Origin of the sequence: Halomonas sp. PGE1, assembly GCF_013000985.1 — a bacterium.
Taxonomy (GTDB): Bacteria; Pseudomonadota; Gammaproteobacteria; order Pseudomonadales; family Halomonadaceae; genus Halomonas; species Halomonas alkalicola.
Map to the genome: position 1 here is coordinate 752901 of NZ_CP053032.1, position 13907 is coordinate 766807.

A 13907-nucleotide genomic window follows, 5' to 3' on the forward strand; every position below is an offset into this window, starting at 1 on the left:
TGATCCGGTGGAAGTGCTCCGAGTATACCAAGGGCGCCGCGGCGGTTGGGCTATCGCGATGATAGCCCTCGCGCGCGGCGCCCGCTGGCCCGGGCTCAGGGCGCGGGGTTGGGTTGACCCTGGTGGACCGCTTCGATGGCCTCGAGGACCTCGGCATCGAGCTTGAGCGACTCGCTCGCCAGGTTGCTCTCGAGCTGCTCCATGCTGGTGGCGCCGATGATGTTGCTGGTCAGGAAGGAGCGCGAGTTGACGAAGGCCAGCGCCATCTGGGCCGGGTCCAGGCCGGCGTCCTGGGCGATCCGCACATACTCGGCGGTGGCCGCCTCGGCCTGGGGATTGGTGTAGCGCTGGAAGCGCTCGAAGAGGGTCAGCCGCGCCCCCTCGGGCCGCACGCCCTTCAGATACTTGCCGGAGAGCACCCCGAAGGCCAGCGGCGAGTAGGCCAGCAGGCCCACCTGCTCGCGGTGGGCGATCTCGGCCAGGCCCACCTCGAAGGTGCGGTTGAGCAGGTTGTAGGGATTCTGCACCGAGGCGACCCGCGGCAGGCCCAGGGTCTCGGCCAGCTGCAGGGCGCGCATCACCCCCCAGGGGGTCTCGTTGGAGAGGCCGATGGCGCGTACCTTGCCGGCATCCACCAGCTCCTTGAGGGCGGCGAGGGTCTCCTCCAGCGGGGTGGTCTCCTCCTCCTCGTCATGCTCGTAGCCTAGCCGGCCGAAGAAGTTGGTCTTCCGGTCGGGCCAGTGCAGCTGGTAGAGGTCGACGTAGTCGGTCTGCAGGCGGGCCAGGCTCGCGTCGATGGCCTGGTGCAACTGCTCGCGGGTCAGGCGCGGGCCGCCGCGGATGTGATCGAGGCCGGGGCCTGCGGCCTTGGTGGCGATGATCACATCGTCGCGGCTGCCGCGCTGCTTCAGCCAGCTGCCGATATAGGCCTCGGTGCGGCCCTGGGTCTCTGCCTTCGGTGGCACCGGGTACATCTCGGCGGTGTCGATGAAGTTGATGCCGAAGGCCACGGCGCGGTCGAGCTGCTCATGGGCCTCGGCCTCGCTGTTCTGCTCGCCGAAGGTCATGGTGCCAAGGCACAGGCGACTGACTTCGATGCCGGTGGTGCCCAGCGGTCGCGTCTGCATTCTTTCTTCCTCAATGGCCAGGGTCTGCGAAGGGTAAGGGCATGGGGTAAAGGCATGGTAGGGGAGCCCGGCGGGGGCGGCAAATCCCCCCGGGGTTGAGTCCCGGGCGGGGCGGGCGTATGCTGGCCGCCGCTATCGCGCCCCAGGATTCCGGGGCGTTTTGCTTTCGCAGATGACAGACGCCGCGCACAGGGTGGTGCCGGGTGTCTCCTCGTTGCGTCAACAGGACTCGGTTACTGGCCATGACACAGGCATCATCACTGTTCACCCGGCTCGAATACCGCCTGGCGGAGCAGCTGTTCCATACCCGCTGGCTGCCTCGCTCTCCGCGTACTCAGCGGCTGACCATGCACCTCTACCAGCGCTGCGCCGATGCCGGCCATCCGGCGGCGCTCTCCGTCTATGGCCATATGCTCTTCCATCGCGGCCTGACCCCTCAGGACAAGGCCCGCGGGGCCCGCTACGTGATGGAGGCGGCCCAGGCCGGCGACATTCGCGCCCAGTACCAGGCCGCCCAGATCTACGAGCACGGCTGCGTCCTCTACCCGCGCCGCGACGATCGCGCGGTGACCTGGTACGCCCGCGCCGGCGAGTCCGGTCACCCCCTGGCGGCCGCCCGCCTGGCCCGCGCCTATGGCGAGGGCCAGCTGGGCCTGCCGGTGGATCGCGAGCGCGCCGCCGAGTGGCAGCAGCTGGCCGACCAGGCCGCCGGTCTCGCCGAGGCGCTGGACAGCGGCGAAGTCGAGACGCGACACTAGACCGACGCCTAGCCCGGGCGTGACCACGCCCCGGCCCTCTCCATCCCAAGCTTCGGCCTCGAGGACCCGCGCTCCCGTGACGCTACCCACACTGCTCGATATCGAGGCGTCCGGGTTCGGGCGCGGCAGCTACCCCATCGAGGTCGGCCTGGCTCGCCCCGATGGCAGCAGCTGTGCCTTCCTGATCCTTCCCCTGCCGGAGTGGACCCACTGGGACCCCAAGGCGGAGCTCCTGCACGGCATCAGCCGCGCGCGTCTGCAGCGCGAGGGTTACCCGGTGCGCCAGGTGGCACGCTGGCTCAACGACGAGCTCGGCGAGCTTGGCATCGCCTACAGCGACAGCTGGGGCTACGACAACACCTGGCTGTCGCTGCTCTTCCACCATGCCGGCATGCTGCCGGCCTTCCGGCTGGAGGCGCTGCGCAAGCTGCTCAGCGAGGGGCAGCTGGCGCTCTGGAAGCAGACCAAGGAAGCGCTGATCGAGGAGCTGGGCATCCGCCGGCATCGCGCCGGCGAGGATGCCCGCCTGCTGCAGCTTACCTACCAGCGCACCCGCGAGCTGGCCGGCGACGCCTGACGCGCGGGCCCGCGACGTCAGGCCGGCTCGGCAAGCCGCGCCTCGAGGATATCCAGCAGTTCTCCCGGCTCGGCGGCGTCGAACAGCTCGGCCCGGGTACGGGCGTTGAGGAAGCCGTGCTCCACGGTGCTGTCGAGGAAGGCCAGCAGCGGCGTGTAGAAGCCAGCGCTGTCGAGCACGCCGATGGGCTTGTCGTGGAGCCCCAGGTAGTGCCAGGTCCAGGCCTCGAAGAACTCCTCCAGGGTGCCGATGCCGCCCGGCAGCACGATGAAGGCATCGGCGTGGGCGGCCATGCTGGCCTTGCGCTCGTGCATGTTGCGCACCCGGATCAGCTCGGTGAGGCCGCGGTGGGCCTGCTCGCGCTCCACCAGGTGATCGGGCATCACGCCGATCACCTCGCCCCCCTCGGCCATGGCGGCATCCGCCAGGGCGCCCATCAGGCCGATGCGGGCGCCGCCGTAGACCAGCACATGGCCGCGCCGGGCCAGCTCACGGCCCAGCTCGCGGGCGGTCTCGAGGAACTGGGGGTCGTTACCGTCCCTTGACCCCAGATAGACACAGAATCTTGGCATGCTCTTCTCCTTGGCAGAGGCGCGCTGGCCGCCTGTTGGCCGGGGCGCTGTCACCTCGTCACAGGGCCATATGCTGGCGCCGAGGGCCTGTCGCCGCAAGCCCTTTCCCACCCCCGGAAACGACGAAGGGCGCCGAGGTGGCGCCCTTCGCGGGATGTCGCTTGCCGGCGGCTCAGCGCGTGCCCTCGGCGTCACGCTTCATGGCCTGGCGCAGCAGCTTGAGGCCGACGCCGGTGATCACGAACATGCTGGCAATCAGGGCGAGGCTGGCAACGACATGGGTATCGAGGTACATCGGGGGCTCCTTGTTGGGTGTCGAGAGTGAGGCGTTGAGGGTCAGGGGGAATGGGGTCGGGATCCGCCGGGCAGGCAGTCGGCCACGCCGTACTCGGCGTCCATCCACTGGCCGATGACGTTGTCACCGCACAGGTGGTGGGCGTACTGGGTGTGCAGGCAGCGTATCTGGTCCCAGTTGGCGATGCCGCCGATGCCGCGCTCGGTGAGCACGCCATCGTAGCCCAGCCGGATGACGTCCGCCTTTTGTGCCTCGCTCATGTGGCGCCAGCGGGCCGCCACGTAGTCGCGATGGCTGGCGTGGTAGGCGGCGAGGAACTCGGGCTCCTCCTGCAGGCGCGCCTCCAGCTGCTTGATCACGCCGACGGCCTCGATGCGCGAGATCTCCACCTTGAGCCGCTCGGAGCAGAGCCAGTAGAGGGTCGGAAAGGGCTTGCCGTCGACGATCGGCGCCATGCGCAGCACCAGCGGGGTGCCCTCGCTGTCGGTGGCCGCCACGGCCTCGATGCCGCGCGGTGCGCGGCCCAGCTGCGCGGTGATGATCGCCAGCTGGCGCTCGTCAGGAGTCTGATCGGTGCGGATCACCATCGTCGGGGTCCCGTAGAAACTTGTTGGACTGGCCGACGGCCAGGAAGAAGGCGCGGTTGAGCTGCTCGGGGGTGGGCGCATAGCGCCACTCCCGCTCGCAGTAGTCCGCGGCCCGGGCCATCAGCACGTCGTAGAGTCGATTGAACGGGGCATCATAATCGTAGGGGTCGGCGCCGAACAAGCGGATGTGGGGATAGTCGGCGAAGCGCTCGACGAAGTAGCGGATCAGATCCGCCTCAACGGCGCGGTGCCGGGCCACGTTGTCGGGGTCCAGCCAGAGGTCGTAGCGGATGGCCATGATCAGCTCCTGTCGGGGATCGGGTGTCGGCCGAGCCGGCCATGTGATTGGGACAGCATGACACGCCGTTTGGCTCGCCGCGTCAGCCTCTGGCGAGCGGGGCCAGCCTGGCGCCGGTGAGGCGCATCAGGTCGGCGGGGGCCAGGCGGATCTCCAGCCCGCGCCGGCCGCCGCTGACGTGGATCGCCGGCAGCGCCGCGGCGCTTTCGTCCAGGAAGGTGGCCAGGCGGCGCTTCTGCCCCAGCGGGCTGATGCCGCCGACCACGTAGCCGGTGGCACGCTGGGCCGCCTCGGGCTCGGCCATGGCGGCCCGGCGGGCGCCGGCGGCGCGAGCCAGCGCCTTGAGGTCGAGCTGGCCCGCGACCGGCACGATGGCCACCGCCAGGCGGCCGTCGTCGAGCTTGACGAGCAGGGTCTTGAACACCTCGTCGGGGGAGAGCCCCAGGGCGCGCGCCGCCTCCTCGCCGTAGGCGGGGGGGCGCGGGTCGTGCGCGTACTCCGCCAGGGTAAAGGCCACGCCGGCCCGCTCGAGCTGCTTGACGGCGGGGGTCATGCGGCCACCGGCTCCTCCCGCACGTGGGCTTCCAGCGCCGCGCGCAGCGCCCCCTCGATGGGCACGGCCTTCTTGCTCTGGTGGTCGAAATGGACCATCACGGTGCGGCCGATGTTGGTCATCTGGCCCTCCTGGTGGGCCTCCTGGGTCACCGTGAAGGAGCTGTTGCCGAGCCGCGAGACGTAGGTGCGGATCTCGATCTCGCTGCCGTACTGGAGCTCGGCGAGGTACTCCACCTCCATGCGGGCCATGATCAGGCGCCACTGGCGCGGGTCGAGGTCCGGAGTGAAGAGGCGGAAGAGGTCGTTGCGGGCCAGCTCGAACCAGGCCGGCAGCCGGGTGTTGTTGATATGGCCCAGGGCATCGGTGTCGTAGAAGGCGGGCTCGACGGTGCGGGTGAACATGGCGGCGCTCCTTGTTGTCGTTTCGATTGCTGTGATCCGGGCAGGACAGCTTTGCCCCAAGCAAGCGCTCGGTCAAGCCCGGGCGGTGCGCCTGCCCAGTTGCCACGCCTGCAGCCGGGTCCAGCCCAGCAGCCAGAGGGTGGCCACGGCGAAGCCGGCGAGGGTGCCCAGGCCAAGTCCCAGCACCGGGTAGGCCAGGGAGACGCAGAGGGTGTAGCTGAGCAGCGAACCGAGCCCCGCCGGGTAGTGCTTGATCACCGTGGCCACCGGGCCGGGGCCGTGGGTCAGGTGCAGGATCACCAGGAAGGGGAACATGGTGACCGGAAAGGCCGCCATGACGCCTGCCCAGGCCGCCGGCAGGACGTGGGCGAGGCCGGTGATCACGAAGATGATGGCGGCGGCGAGCAGGGCGCGCACGCCCAGCGCCGCCCAGGAGAAGCGTCCGCCGGGGCGCGCGGGACTGTCGGGCACCCGCCGGTAGAGCCAGGTGAAGAGCAGGATGGCCGCCAGGGTGGTGAGGGTGCCGGTGAGGCGATCGAACTCCACCCGGGTGAGCAGCAGGCTCACCGCCAGGAAGGCGGCCAGGCCCGCCGCGGTGCCGGTCAGCACGCCGGGCAGGCCCGGGCGGCGGCCGGCCAGCAGGTAGCCGCCGCCCAGGGCCAGGGTGGCGGTGAAGCCGGCCAGGGTATGCACCGCGCTCTCGGCGGCGAAGCCCGTGGAGAGCTCCAGGCCGATGAAGAACAGGGCGATGGCGGTGCCCAGGGGGTAGCCGGCCAGCAGGCCGGCGACCCGGGGGCTGACGCGCACGGCGATGGCGCCGAGGCCCAGCACCATGCCGATCGAGACCAGAAGCTTGGCAAGCTGCCAGCTCAAGGGGACGTCCATGGGGTTTCCTTGTCGTTATGAAGGGGCCTGGTCGGCTAGATGAGCCGCAGGCCCTGGCGGTCCAGCCAGGCGGCCTTGAGCGGGGCGGCCAGCGGCCCGCGCAGGTGGGCGGGCAGGGCGGCCTCGGCGCTCTCGTGGTCGGTGAAGTCGCGGTTGCGCAACCAGCAGTAGGCCCAGGCGCAGGCCTCGTCGTCGTTCCCGGGCAGCGGCCGGGCGGGCATCTGCATCAGCAGGAAGGCGGCGGTGCGCGCCGCCCACAGCGGGATCTCGTCACCCGCCTCCGGCGCGGTCCAGGCCACCAGGGTGGCCCCGTCCGGCGTGGCTTCCGGCTGGCCCAGTCTGGCGACCCGTGCGGTCTCGGCGAGGATCAGCGCCAGGCGGTCGGCGTCGCCCTGGCCCAGGGTGCGCCACTGGTCGATCAGTGCAGGCAGGCCGCGGCGTACCTTGGCATAGAAGCCGTCCTGGGGCATCGTGCTGGTCATGGCATCGTCCTGGTCATTGCAGGGCCCTGAAGTTAAGGAGTGAGACATGGACTTCGATTTTGCCACGCCGGTGGAGCGGCGGCACCCGTCAGGCGAGCGCCCGTCCGACTGGCCGTCCCAGAAGTGGCACCGTTACGACGACGAGGTGTTGCCGCTGTGGGTCGCCGATATGGACTTCGTCTCGCCCCCGGCGGTGCTCGCGGCGCTGCGCGCCCGGGTCGACCACGGCGTGTTCGGCTATGGCCTGGTACCGGGCTCCCTGCGCGAGACCCTCTGCGCCTGGAGCGAGTGCCACTATGGCTGGTCCATCGAGCCCGACTGGCAGCTGTGGCTGCCCGGGGTGGTGCCGGCGCTTCACCTGGCCAGCCTGGCGCTGACCGAGCCGGGCGACGGGGTGCTGACGGTAACGCCCATCTACCCGCCCTTCCTGCGAGTGGCCGAACGCACCGGCCGTACGCCCCAGCAGGCGGCGATGGCCGAGCCCGCAGCCCCCGGCGCGCCCTGGCGGCTCGATCTCGCGGCGCTGGAGGCGGCGATCACCCCGCGCACCCGGCTGCTGCTCTGGTGCCACCCCCACAACCCCACCGGACGAGTCTGGACCCGCGACGAGCTGGCCGGCCTGGCCGAGCTGGTGATGCGTCACGACCTGTACGTGGTCTCCGACGAGCTGCACTGCGACCTGCTGCTGGACGAGGGCGCCCGGCATGTGCCGCTGGCGGCGGCCTTCCCCGAACTGGCCGCGCGCACCCTGACCCTCTGGGCCCCCTCCAAGACCTTCAACCTGGCGGGCCTGACCACCGCCTGTGCGGTGATCCCCGATGCCGCTCTGCGCCGGCGCTTCGCCGCCGTGGCCAGGGGGCTGACGCCGGACGGCAACGTGCTGGGACTGGTGGCAGCGGAGGCCGCCTACGGCCAGGGCGAGCCCTGGCGCCAGGCGCTGCTCGAGGTGCTGCGCGGCCATCGGCAGGCGCTCGTCGAGCGGGTGGCCCGCTGGCCGGGGGTCACGATGAGCGCCCCCGAGTCCACCTACCTGGCCTGGCTCGACCTGCGCCAGGCGTCGGCCCTGGCGGGCAGCGAGTCGCCCCAGCAGGCGCTGCTCGAGCGCGCCGGGGTGGCGCTCTCGGACGGCGCCGACTTCGGCACGCCGGGGTTCGCACGGCTCAACTTCGGCACCACGGCGACCCAGCTCGAGGCCGCCCTGGCACGCCTGGACGGCGTGCTGGGCGGATGACTCAGTAGAGCAGGGCGAACAGCTTGCGGCGGTAGGTGACCGTCAGCGGGTGGTCGGCGCCCAGGGCATCGAAGACCCGCAGCAGGGTCTTGCGGGCGGCGTCATCGCCCCAGGCGCGGTCGGCCTTCATCAGCGCCAGCAGGGCATCGAGGCCGACCTCGTAGTCGCCGTCGGCCACCCGGCGCAGGGCACGCAGGTACTGGGCCTCGCTGTCGTCGCGCTCGCCCAGGGCGGCCAGCGCCTCGGCGTCGGGGGCCTCCTCGCCGAACTCGATGCTGGCGCGCACACCCCGGGCCGGGGCGGCGTCGCGCTCCTCCGGGGGCAGGTTGTCGAGCAGTGCGCGGGCGTCGGCGGCGCGTCCCTCGGCTACCAGGGCCCGAGCCAGCTCCACCTGGAAGGGATAGTGCTGGGGATTCTGCTGCACCAGCTCCTCGTAGAGGGCGCGGGCGGTGGCGGCATCGCCGGCGGCCAGGGCCTCGGCGGCCTGCTCCTCGGGGCTGGCCGGGGCGTCCTCCGGCGCCGGGAAATAGCGGCCCAGCCATTCGCGGACCTGCTTCTCGGGCAGCGCGCCCTGGAAGTGGTCGACCAGGCCGCCCTGGCTGATCAGCTTGACGTCGGGCACCGAGCGCACGCCGAGCTGGGCGGCGATCTCCTGATTCTCGTCGATGTTGAGCTTGGCCAGGATGAAGGCGCCACGGTATTCACGGGCCAGCTTCTCCAGGATCGGCATCAGGTTCTTGCAGGGCTCGCACCAGGGGGCCCAGCAGTCGAGCAGTACCGGCACCTGCATGGAGAGCTCCAGCAGCTGCTGGATATTGCCGGCGTCGGCGTCGATGATCACCTCGGGGGCGTCGCCGGCGGGGGCGGGGGCGGGGTCGCTGGCGCCGGTGGGCGTGTCGGCGGCGAGGGGCTCGCCGGTGCGCGGGTCGACGATGGGCATGGTTGGGGTTCCCGGGTCAGAGTGGATTTGCACAGAAGATGCGGGTAACCGCGGGCGTATTCAAGGGGAGGGGCGGGATGGGGATCCTGTGGCGGCTGCTGGCCGGGCTGGTGCTGATACTTTCGCTGCTGCTGGCGGGGCCGCTGTGGATGCTGGCCAGCGAGGAGGTGGCAACCGGTCGCCACTGGGCCTCGGCGGGACGCGAGCCGGCGGGGCTGGCGCCTACGCCTGCCGAGGCGCCGGAGGCGGTCGTGCAGCTCTATGCCGCCCGCGCCTGGGGTTGGCGGGGCGCCTTCGGTGTGCATACCTGGATCGCTACCCGGGAGGCCGGTGCCCCGCAGTGGCAGCTGCATCACGTGATGAGCTGGCGGCGCCCGGCGCTGGTCAGCGAGACCACCGCCGCCCCCGACCGTGCCTGGTACGGCAGCACGCCGGCGCTGCTGGCAGACTACCGCGGAGCGCCCGCCGAGGCGCTGATCCCGGCCATCGAGGCGGCGGTGGCGGACTACCCCGCCCCGCAGGCCTATCGCGCCTGGCCGGGGCCCAACAGCAACACCTTCACCGCCTGGGTGGTGCGCGAGGTGCCGGGGTTCGAGGCGGTGCTGCCGGTGACCGCGGTGGGCAAGGACTACCTGCTCGATGGCCCCCTGGCGCCGGCGCCGGGGGGCCGGGGCATGACCGCCTCCCTGGGAGGCGTGCTCGGCCTCACCCTGGGCCTCGACGAGGGGGTGGAGCTGAACCTGCTGGGGCTGGCCCTGGGCCTCGACCTGCGTCGTCCGGCCCTCAAACTGCCCGGCGTGGAGCGCCTGAGCATGGCGCCCCTCGTCAAGGGGACGGACGGCGGCTAACTTGCGGCGGCATGCCGGTCACCCCATGTTTCCCATGGGAAACCCGTTCTCCCGCCTACCGGCAAGCTTTCCCGGAACTTGCTGGAATGTGGCCATGGCGTCGCGAACGCAATTCTCTCCTCGCACCCATTGTTTCCAATAGGAAACATGGTCTACTCTTGACCCATCCGAAACCGAGTCGGTCCGGCACTCAGCGATGGGGGCCGGGTCGAATGCCATGATCGCTTGTAGAGGCCGCCGCGATGAGCCAGCTGAACCGTACCCCCCTCCATGACCTCCATGTGGAACTGGGCGCCAGGATGGTGCCCTTCGCCGGCTACGAGATGCCGGTGCAGTACCCGCTGGGCGTGAAGAAGGAGCACGAGCATACCCGTGCCGCCTGTGGCCTGTTCGACGTCTCCCACATGGGCCAGCTGCTGCTGCGCGGCCCCGCGCCGGCCGAGGCGTTGGAGACCCTGGTGCCGGCGGACCTTCTCGGGCTGCCCGAGGGGATGCAGCGCTATGCGCTGTTCACCAACGAGGCGGGCGGGATCCTCGACGACCTGATGGTGGTCAACGCCGGCGATCACCTCTACCTGGTGGTCAACGCCGCCTGCAAGGCGCAGGACATCGCCCACCTACGCGCGCACCTGCCCCAGGGCCACGAGATCGAGGTGCTGGACCGGGGGCTGATCGCCCTGCAGGGGCCGCAGGCCGCCACGGTCATGCAGCGGCTCTGCCCGGCGGCCTGCGAGATGATCTTCATGCAGCACGGCCACTTCGAGATCGCGGGCATCCCGGTCTGGGTCAGCCGCAGCGGCTACACCGGCGAGGATGGCTTCGAGATCTCGGTCGCCGCCGAGCAGAGCGAGGCGCTGGCCCGCCGCCTGCTGGCGGAGCCTGAGGTGGAGGCGATCGGCCTGGGCGCCCGCGATTCCCTGCGCCTGGAGGCGGGGCTCTGCCTCTATGGCCACGATATCGACACCACCACCACGCCCGTCGAGGCCGGCCTGATCTGGGCCATCGGCAAGCCGCGCCGCCATGGCGGCGAGCGCCCCGGCGGTTTCCCCGGCGCCGAGACGATCCTCCACCAGGTGGAGGCCAAGGACCACAGCCGCAAGCGGGTCGGCCTGCTCGGCGAAGGACGCGCCCCGGTGCGCGAGGGCACCGAGCTCTATGACGCCGAGGGCAACCTGATCGGCATCGTCACCTCCGGCGGCTTCGGCCCCAGCGTGGGCAAGCCGGTGGCCCTGGGCTATGTGCCGGTGGCGCTGGCCGAGGTCGGCACCACGCTCTTCGCCGAGGTGCGCGGCAAGCGTCTGCCGATGGTGGTCAGCCCGACCCCCTTCATCGCGCCGGGCTACTACCGCGGCAAGTGAGGGTGCCTATGCTGTCAGGGTGGGGCGACCCTCGGCGGCTCGATCAGGCGTTCAGTCAACAACTCAGTCAACAACAAGAAGGCGGCTCGGCCCCGCTTCATCGGCCGTTCGATCCATAACATTCGATCCATAACTTTCGATTCATAACAACAGGGCCGCACCGCGGCTCAGGGTGGTACAGCATGTCAATCAGCGTCTTCGACCTGTTCAAGGTCGGCGTCGGGCCCTCGAGCTCCCACACCGTGGGGCCCATGCGGGCCGCCTGTGACTTCCTCGACGAGCTGAAGGCGCGCGAGCTGCTGACGCGGGTGGCGCGCCTCGAGGTGCAGCTGTTTGGCTCGCTCTCCGCCACCGGGATCGGCCACGGCACCGATCGCGCGGTGATCATGGGGCTGATGGGCGAGCGGCCGGACCGCATCGACCCCGCCATCATCGCGCCCTGCATCGAGGAGCTGCAGGAGTCCGAGGCGCTGCTGCTGGATGGCCGCCACAGCGTGCCCTTCCTGTGGGCTCGCGACATGCAGCTGCTCGACGAGAGCCTGCCGCATCACCCCAACGCCATGCGCCTGATCGCCCACGGCCACGCCGGCGAGCTCCACCGCAACACCTACTACTCGGTGGGTGGCGGCTTCGTCATCGATGCGGCCCAGGCCGAGCGGGGCGAGCTCGACAGCGACACCACCGCGCTGCCCTACGACTTCCAGACCGGCGACGACCTGATGCGCATGTGCCGGGAGAGCGGCCTGTGCATCAGCGAGCTGATGCTGGAGAACGAGAAGGCGTGGCGCAGCGAGGAGGAGATCCGCGACGGCCTGCTTGCGATCTGGGCCGCCATGCAGGCCTGCGTCCGGCAGGGCATGGAGGCCGAGGGCGTGCTGCCGGGTGGCTTGAACGTCAAGCGCCGCGCCAAGGTCCTCCATCAGCGCATGCTGGCCAGCGAGGACGACCACTCGCTGATCGCCTCGACCATGTCGGCCATGGACTGGGTCAACCTCTACGCCCTGGCGGTCAACGAGGAGAACGCCGCCGGCGGGCGCATGGTCACCGCCCCCACCAACGGGGCGGCGGGGATCATCCCTGCGGTGCTGCACTACTACATGCAGTTCCGGAAGGGGGCGAGCGAGCGCGACGTGGTGAGCTTCCTGCTCACCGCCGGGGCGGTGGGGATCCTGTGCAAGAAGAACGCCTCGATCTCCGGCGCCGAGGTGGGCTGCCAGGGCGAGGTGGGCTCCGCCTGCGCCATGGCCGCCGCCGGGCTCACCGAGGTGATGGGGGGCAGCGTGGCCCAGGTGGAGAACGCCGCCGAGATCGGCCTGGAGCACAACCTGGGGCTGACCTGCGACCCGGTGGGGGGGGCTCGTTCAGGTGCCCTGCATCGAGCGCAACGCCATCGCCTCGGTGAAGGCGATCAACGCCGCCCAGATGGCGCTGCGCGGCGACGGCGAGCACTTCATCTCCCTGGACAAGGTGATCCGCACCATGCGCGACACCGGGGCCGACATGCAGGCGAAGTACAAGGAGACCTCGAAGGGGGGGCTGGCCGTCAGCGCCATCGAGTGCTGAGGCCGGCGCAGTCACGCCCGCCGCCACGCAGAAAGGCCGCCCCTCGGGGCGGCCTTTCTGCATGGTGGTGTATGAGCGTGGCGTATGAGCGTGCCGTATGAACTGGGCCTCAGCGGGCCAGCCAGGCCAGGGCCCCCGCGGCCATGGCCTCGATGCCGGTGCGCAGGGTCACCGGGTTGCCCGGGAAGTAGTAGGGGGAGTGGGGCATTTCCAGGTGGCGCATCTTCTCGGTCACGCTCGCCCCGGGGGTGTCGGCCCAGCGCGCTGCTGGCGTCGCGCCGATGAACCAGTAGACGCAGGGAATATCCTCGCCGCCGAAGCCGCCCGCTTCGGCGTTGCCGAAGAAGGGGAAGTCCTCGCTGCCGTTGAGCCGCGGCATGGCGTAGAGGCTGGCCTCGCCGAAGTGCTCGGCGTGGGCGCGGCGCACATGCTCCACCGCTACGGCATCGTTGTGCAGGGCGATGGTCTCGTTGAGCACCCGGAACTCCGGCGGCCTGGGCGAGCGCCCCGCCTCGCACTCGGCGCGCACGATGCGCTCGATGCTCGCGACCACCTGGCGGTGCAGGGCGTTGTCGAAGCTGCGCACGTTGATCTCGAGCTCCGCCGAATGCGGGATGATGTTGGCCTGGGTGCCGGCGGCAAGCTTGCCGACGGTGACCACCACGGTCTCCTCCGGCGGCACCTCCCGGGAGACGATCGTCTGCAGGCGGGTCACCACGTGGGCGGCGATTACCACCGGGTCCACCGTCTGGGCCGGCATGGAGCCGTGGCCCCCGGCTCCGTGGATCGTCACCGCCAGGTTGGTGCAGGCCGCCATGGCGCCGCCGGCAATATGGCCGACGGTGCCGGCCAGGGCCGGCATGTTGTGCTGGCCGAGGACCACGTCGGGGCGGCCGAAGCGCGTGTAGAGGCCGTCGTCGAGCATCGCCCTGGCGCCGCCGAAGATCTCCTCGGCGGGCTGGCAGATCAGCATCAGGGTGCCGGACCAGTGCGTCCGAAGCCCGGCCATCACCGCGGCGGCACCCACCACGCAGCTGCTGTGCAGGTCATGGCCGCAGGCGTGCATCAGCGGCACCTCGTTGCCGTCATCGGCGATGGCGGTATCGCGGCTAGCGAAGTCGAGGCCGGTCGCCTCCTTGATCGGCAGGGCGTCCATGTCGCCGCGCAGCATCACCGTGGGGCCCTCGCCGTTTCGGAGCAGCGCCACCACGCCGGTGCCGCCCACGCCACGGGTCACCTCATAGCCGAGCCCCTCCAGGGCCTCGGCGAGCCGTGCGGATGTCTCATGCTCCTGGAAGGGCAGCTCCGGATGCTGGTGCAGCTGGCGATAGAGCGTCTGGATCTGCTCGAGGGTCGCGTCTACCTGGGCGCCGATGGCGCCCTTGAGATCCAGCGTCGGGGATTGGGTTGTCATCATGGCCTCCATGGC

At 70.7% G+C, this 13907-nt stretch carries 16 protein-coding genes and 1 pseudogene; 6 read left to right on the forward strand and 11 right to left on the reverse strand.

Going from position 1 to position 13907, the window contains the following annotated elements:
- Positions 1 to 95: 95 nt before the first annotated feature.
- On the reverse strand, positions 96 to 1127 hold the full coding sequence (locus HIR79_RS03600) for an NADP(H)-dependent aldo-keto reductase (RefSeq protein WP_169957118.1): 1032 nt from the start codon (positions 1125 to 1127) through the stop codon (positions 96 to 98).
- A gap of 242 nt (positions 1128 to 1369) precedes the next feature.
- Here HIR79_RS03600 and HIR79_RS03605 point away from each other — a divergent pair, with 242 nt between their 5' ends.
- Positions 1370 to 1885, forward strand: coding sequence for a tetratricopeptide repeat protein (locus tag HIR79_RS03605; RefSeq protein WP_169957123.1), 516 nt, complete (start codon positions 1370 to 1372; stop codon positions 1883 to 1885).
- Between the two features lie 76 nt (positions 1886 to 1961).
- Positions 1962 to 2462, forward strand: a complete 501-nt coding sequence (locus HIR79_RS03610) for a hypothetical protein (protein ID WP_169957125.1) — start codon at positions 1962 to 1964, stop codon at positions 2460 to 2462.
- 17 nt (positions 2463 to 2479) lie between these two features.
- Here the strand turns inward: HIR79_RS03610 and HIR79_RS03615 are convergent, their stop codons facing one another.
- The 8 genes from HIR79_RS03615 to HIR79_RS03645 form a co-directional block, all read right to left on the reverse strand.
- The gene (locus HIR79_RS03615; RefSeq protein WP_169957127.1) at positions 2480 to 3034 is read right to left on the reverse strand and encodes an LOG family protein; all 555 of its coding nucleotides are present in this window, start codon (positions 3032 to 3034) and stop codon (positions 2480 to 2482) included.
- A gap of 172 nt (positions 3035 to 3206) precedes the next feature.
- A complete protein-coding gene (locus tag HIR79_RS18615; RefSeq protein ID WP_258306282.1) occupies positions 3207 to 3329 on the reverse strand; it encodes a hypothetical protein in 123 nt (40 codons plus the stop codon).
- A gap of 41 nt (positions 3330 to 3370) precedes the next feature.
- Complete coding sequence (locus tag HIR79_RS03620; RefSeq protein WP_169957130.1) at positions 3371 to 3916, reverse strand: DUF501 domain-containing protein; 546 nt, start codon at positions 3914 to 3916, stop codon at positions 3371 to 3373.
- Positions 3888 to 4214 (reverse strand): hypothetical protein, encoded by a 327-nt coding sequence (locus HIR79_RS03625; protein ID WP_119023727.1) that lies wholly within the window; start codon positions 4212 to 4214, stop codon positions 3888 to 3890. The genes HIR79_RS03620 and HIR79_RS03625 overlap by 29 nt, the downstream gene beginning before the upstream one ends.
- Positions 4215 to 4296: 82 nt before the next feature.
- Positions 4297 to 4767, reverse strand: a complete 471-nt coding sequence (ybaK, locus tag HIR79_RS03630) for a Cys-tRNA(Pro) deacylase (protein ID WP_169957132.1) — start codon at positions 4765 to 4767, stop codon at positions 4297 to 4299.
- Positions 4764 to 5171: an acyl-CoA thioesterase gene (locus HIR79_RS03635; protein ID WP_169957136.1), complete on the reverse strand. Its 408-nt coding sequence runs from the start codon at positions 5169 to 5171 to the stop codon at positions 4764 to 4766. Before HIR79_RS03635 ends, ybaK begins: the two co-directional genes overlap by 4 nt.
- 72 nt (positions 5172 to 5243) lie before the next feature.
- Entirely contained in the window at positions 5244 to 6056 is an 813-nt protein-coding gene (locus tag HIR79_RS03640) for a hypothetical protein (protein WP_169957138.1), read from the reverse strand.
- 35 nt (positions 6057 to 6091) lie between these two features.
- A complete protein-coding gene (locus tag HIR79_RS03645; RefSeq protein WP_169959457.1) occupies positions 6092 to 6526 on the reverse strand; it encodes a hypothetical protein in 435 nt (144 codons plus the stop codon).
- Positions 6527 to 6584: 58 nt separating this feature from the next.
- On the opposite strand from HIR79_RS03645, the gene HIR79_RS03650 reads away from it, so the two are divergent.
- Positions 6585 to 7769 carry a MalY/PatB family protein gene (locus tag HIR79_RS03650; RefSeq protein WP_169957141.1) on the forward strand — a complete coding sequence of 395 codons (1185 nt, stop codon included), beginning with the start codon at positions 6585 to 6587 and terminating at the stop codon, positions 7767 to 7769.
- A gap of 1 nt (position 7770) precedes the next feature.
- Here the strand turns inward: HIR79_RS03650 and HIR79_RS03655 are convergent, their stop codons facing one another.
- Positions 7771 to 8709 carry a tetratricopeptide repeat protein gene (locus HIR79_RS03655; RefSeq protein ID WP_169957146.1) on the reverse strand — a complete coding sequence of 313 codons (939 nt, stop codon included), beginning with the start codon at positions 8707 to 8709 and terminating at the stop codon, positions 7771 to 7773.
- 77 nt (positions 8710 to 8786) lie between these two features.
- On the opposite strand from HIR79_RS03655, the gene HIR79_RS03660 reads away from it, so the two are divergent.
- The 3 genes and pseudogenes from HIR79_RS03660 to HIR79_RS03670 all read left to right on the forward strand — a co-directional run bounded on the left by HIR79_RS03660 (position 8787) and on the right by HIR79_RS03670 (position 12478).
- Positions 8787 to 9557: a DUF3750 domain-containing protein gene (locus HIR79_RS03660; protein ID WP_169957149.1), complete on the forward strand. Its 771-nt coding sequence runs from the start codon at positions 8787 to 8789 to the stop codon at positions 9555 to 9557.
- Positions 9558 to 9799: 242 nt separating this feature from the next.
- Entirely contained in the window at positions 9800 to 10915 is a 1116-nt protein-coding gene (gcvT, locus tag HIR79_RS03665) for a glycine cleavage system aminomethyltransferase GcvT (RefSeq protein WP_169957151.1), read from the forward strand.
- A gap of 182 nt (positions 10916 to 11097) precedes the next feature.
- Positions 11098 to 12478, forward strand: a pseudogene (locus HIR79_RS03670) (L-serine ammonia-lyase).
- 109 nt (positions 12479 to 12587) lie between these two features.
- On the opposite strand, the gene HIR79_RS03675 reads toward HIR79_RS03670, so the two are convergent.
- Positions 12588 to 13892: an amidohydrolase gene (locus tag HIR79_RS03675; protein WP_119023729.1), complete on the reverse strand. Its 1305-nt coding sequence runs from the start codon at positions 13890 to 13892 to the stop codon at positions 12588 to 12590.
- Between the last annotated feature and the right edge of the window lie 15 nt (positions 13893 to 13907).

Excerpts from the sequence above, each read along its gene's own strand:
- HIR79_RS03600 (WP_169957118.1), bottom strand. The coding sequence starts at position 1,127 with ATGCAGACGCGACCGCTGGGCACCACCGGCATCGAAGTCAGTCGCCTG.
- HIR79_RS03605 (WP_169957123.1), top strand. The coding sequence starts at position 1,370 with ATGACACAGGCATCATCACTGTTCACCCGGCTCGAATACCGCCTGGCG.
- HIR79_RS03615 (WP_169957127.1), bottom strand. The coding sequence starts at position 3,034 with ATGCCAAGATTCTGTGTCTATCTGGGGTCAAGGGACGGTAACGACCCC.
- HIR79_RS18615 (WP_258306282.1), bottom strand. The coding sequence starts at position 3,329 with ATGTACCTCGATACCCATGTCGTTGCCAGCCTCGCCCTGATTGCCAGC.
- HIR79_RS03620 (WP_169957130.1), bottom strand. The coding sequence starts at position 3,916 with ATGGTGATCCGCACCGATCAGACTCCTGACGAGCGCCAGCTGGCGATC.
- HIR79_RS03625 (WP_119023727.1), bottom strand. The coding sequence starts at position 4,214 with ATGGCCATCCGCTACGACCTCTGGCTGGACCCCGACAACGTGGCCCGG.
- ybaK (WP_169957132.1), bottom strand. The coding sequence starts at position 4,767 with ATGACCCCCGCCGTCAAGCAGCTCGAGCGGGCCGGCGTGGCCTTTACC.
- HIR79_RS03635 (WP_169957136.1), bottom strand. The coding sequence starts at position 5,171 with ATGTTCACCCGCACCGTCGAGCCCGCCTTCTACGACACCGATGCCCTG.
- HIR79_RS03640 (WP_169957138.1), bottom strand. The coding sequence starts at position 6,056 with ATGGACGTCCCCTTGAGCTGGCAGCTTGCCAAGCTTCTGGTCTCGATC.
- HIR79_RS03645 (WP_169959457.1), bottom strand. The coding sequence starts at position 6,526 with ATGCCCCAGGACGGCTTCTATGCCAAGGTACGCCGCGGCCTGCCTGCA.
- HIR79_RS03650 (WP_169957141.1), top strand. The coding sequence starts at position 6,585 with ATGGACTTCGATTTTGCCACGCCGGTGGAGCGGCGGCACCCGTCAGGC.
- HIR79_RS03655 (WP_169957146.1), bottom strand. The coding sequence starts at position 8,709 with ATGCCCATCGTCGACCCGCGCACCGGCGAGCCCCTCGCCGCCGACACG.
- HIR79_RS03660 (WP_169957149.1), top strand. The coding sequence starts at position 8,787 with ATGGGGATCCTGTGGCGGCTGCTGGCCGGGCTGGTGCTGATACTTTCG.
- gcvT (WP_169957151.1), top strand. The coding sequence starts at position 9,800 with ATGAGCCAGCTGAACCGTACCCCCCTCCATGACCTCCATGTGGAACTG.
- HIR79_RS03675 (WP_119023729.1), bottom strand. The coding sequence starts at position 13,892 with ATGACAACCCAATCCCCGACGCTGGATCTCAAGGGCGCCATCGGCGCC.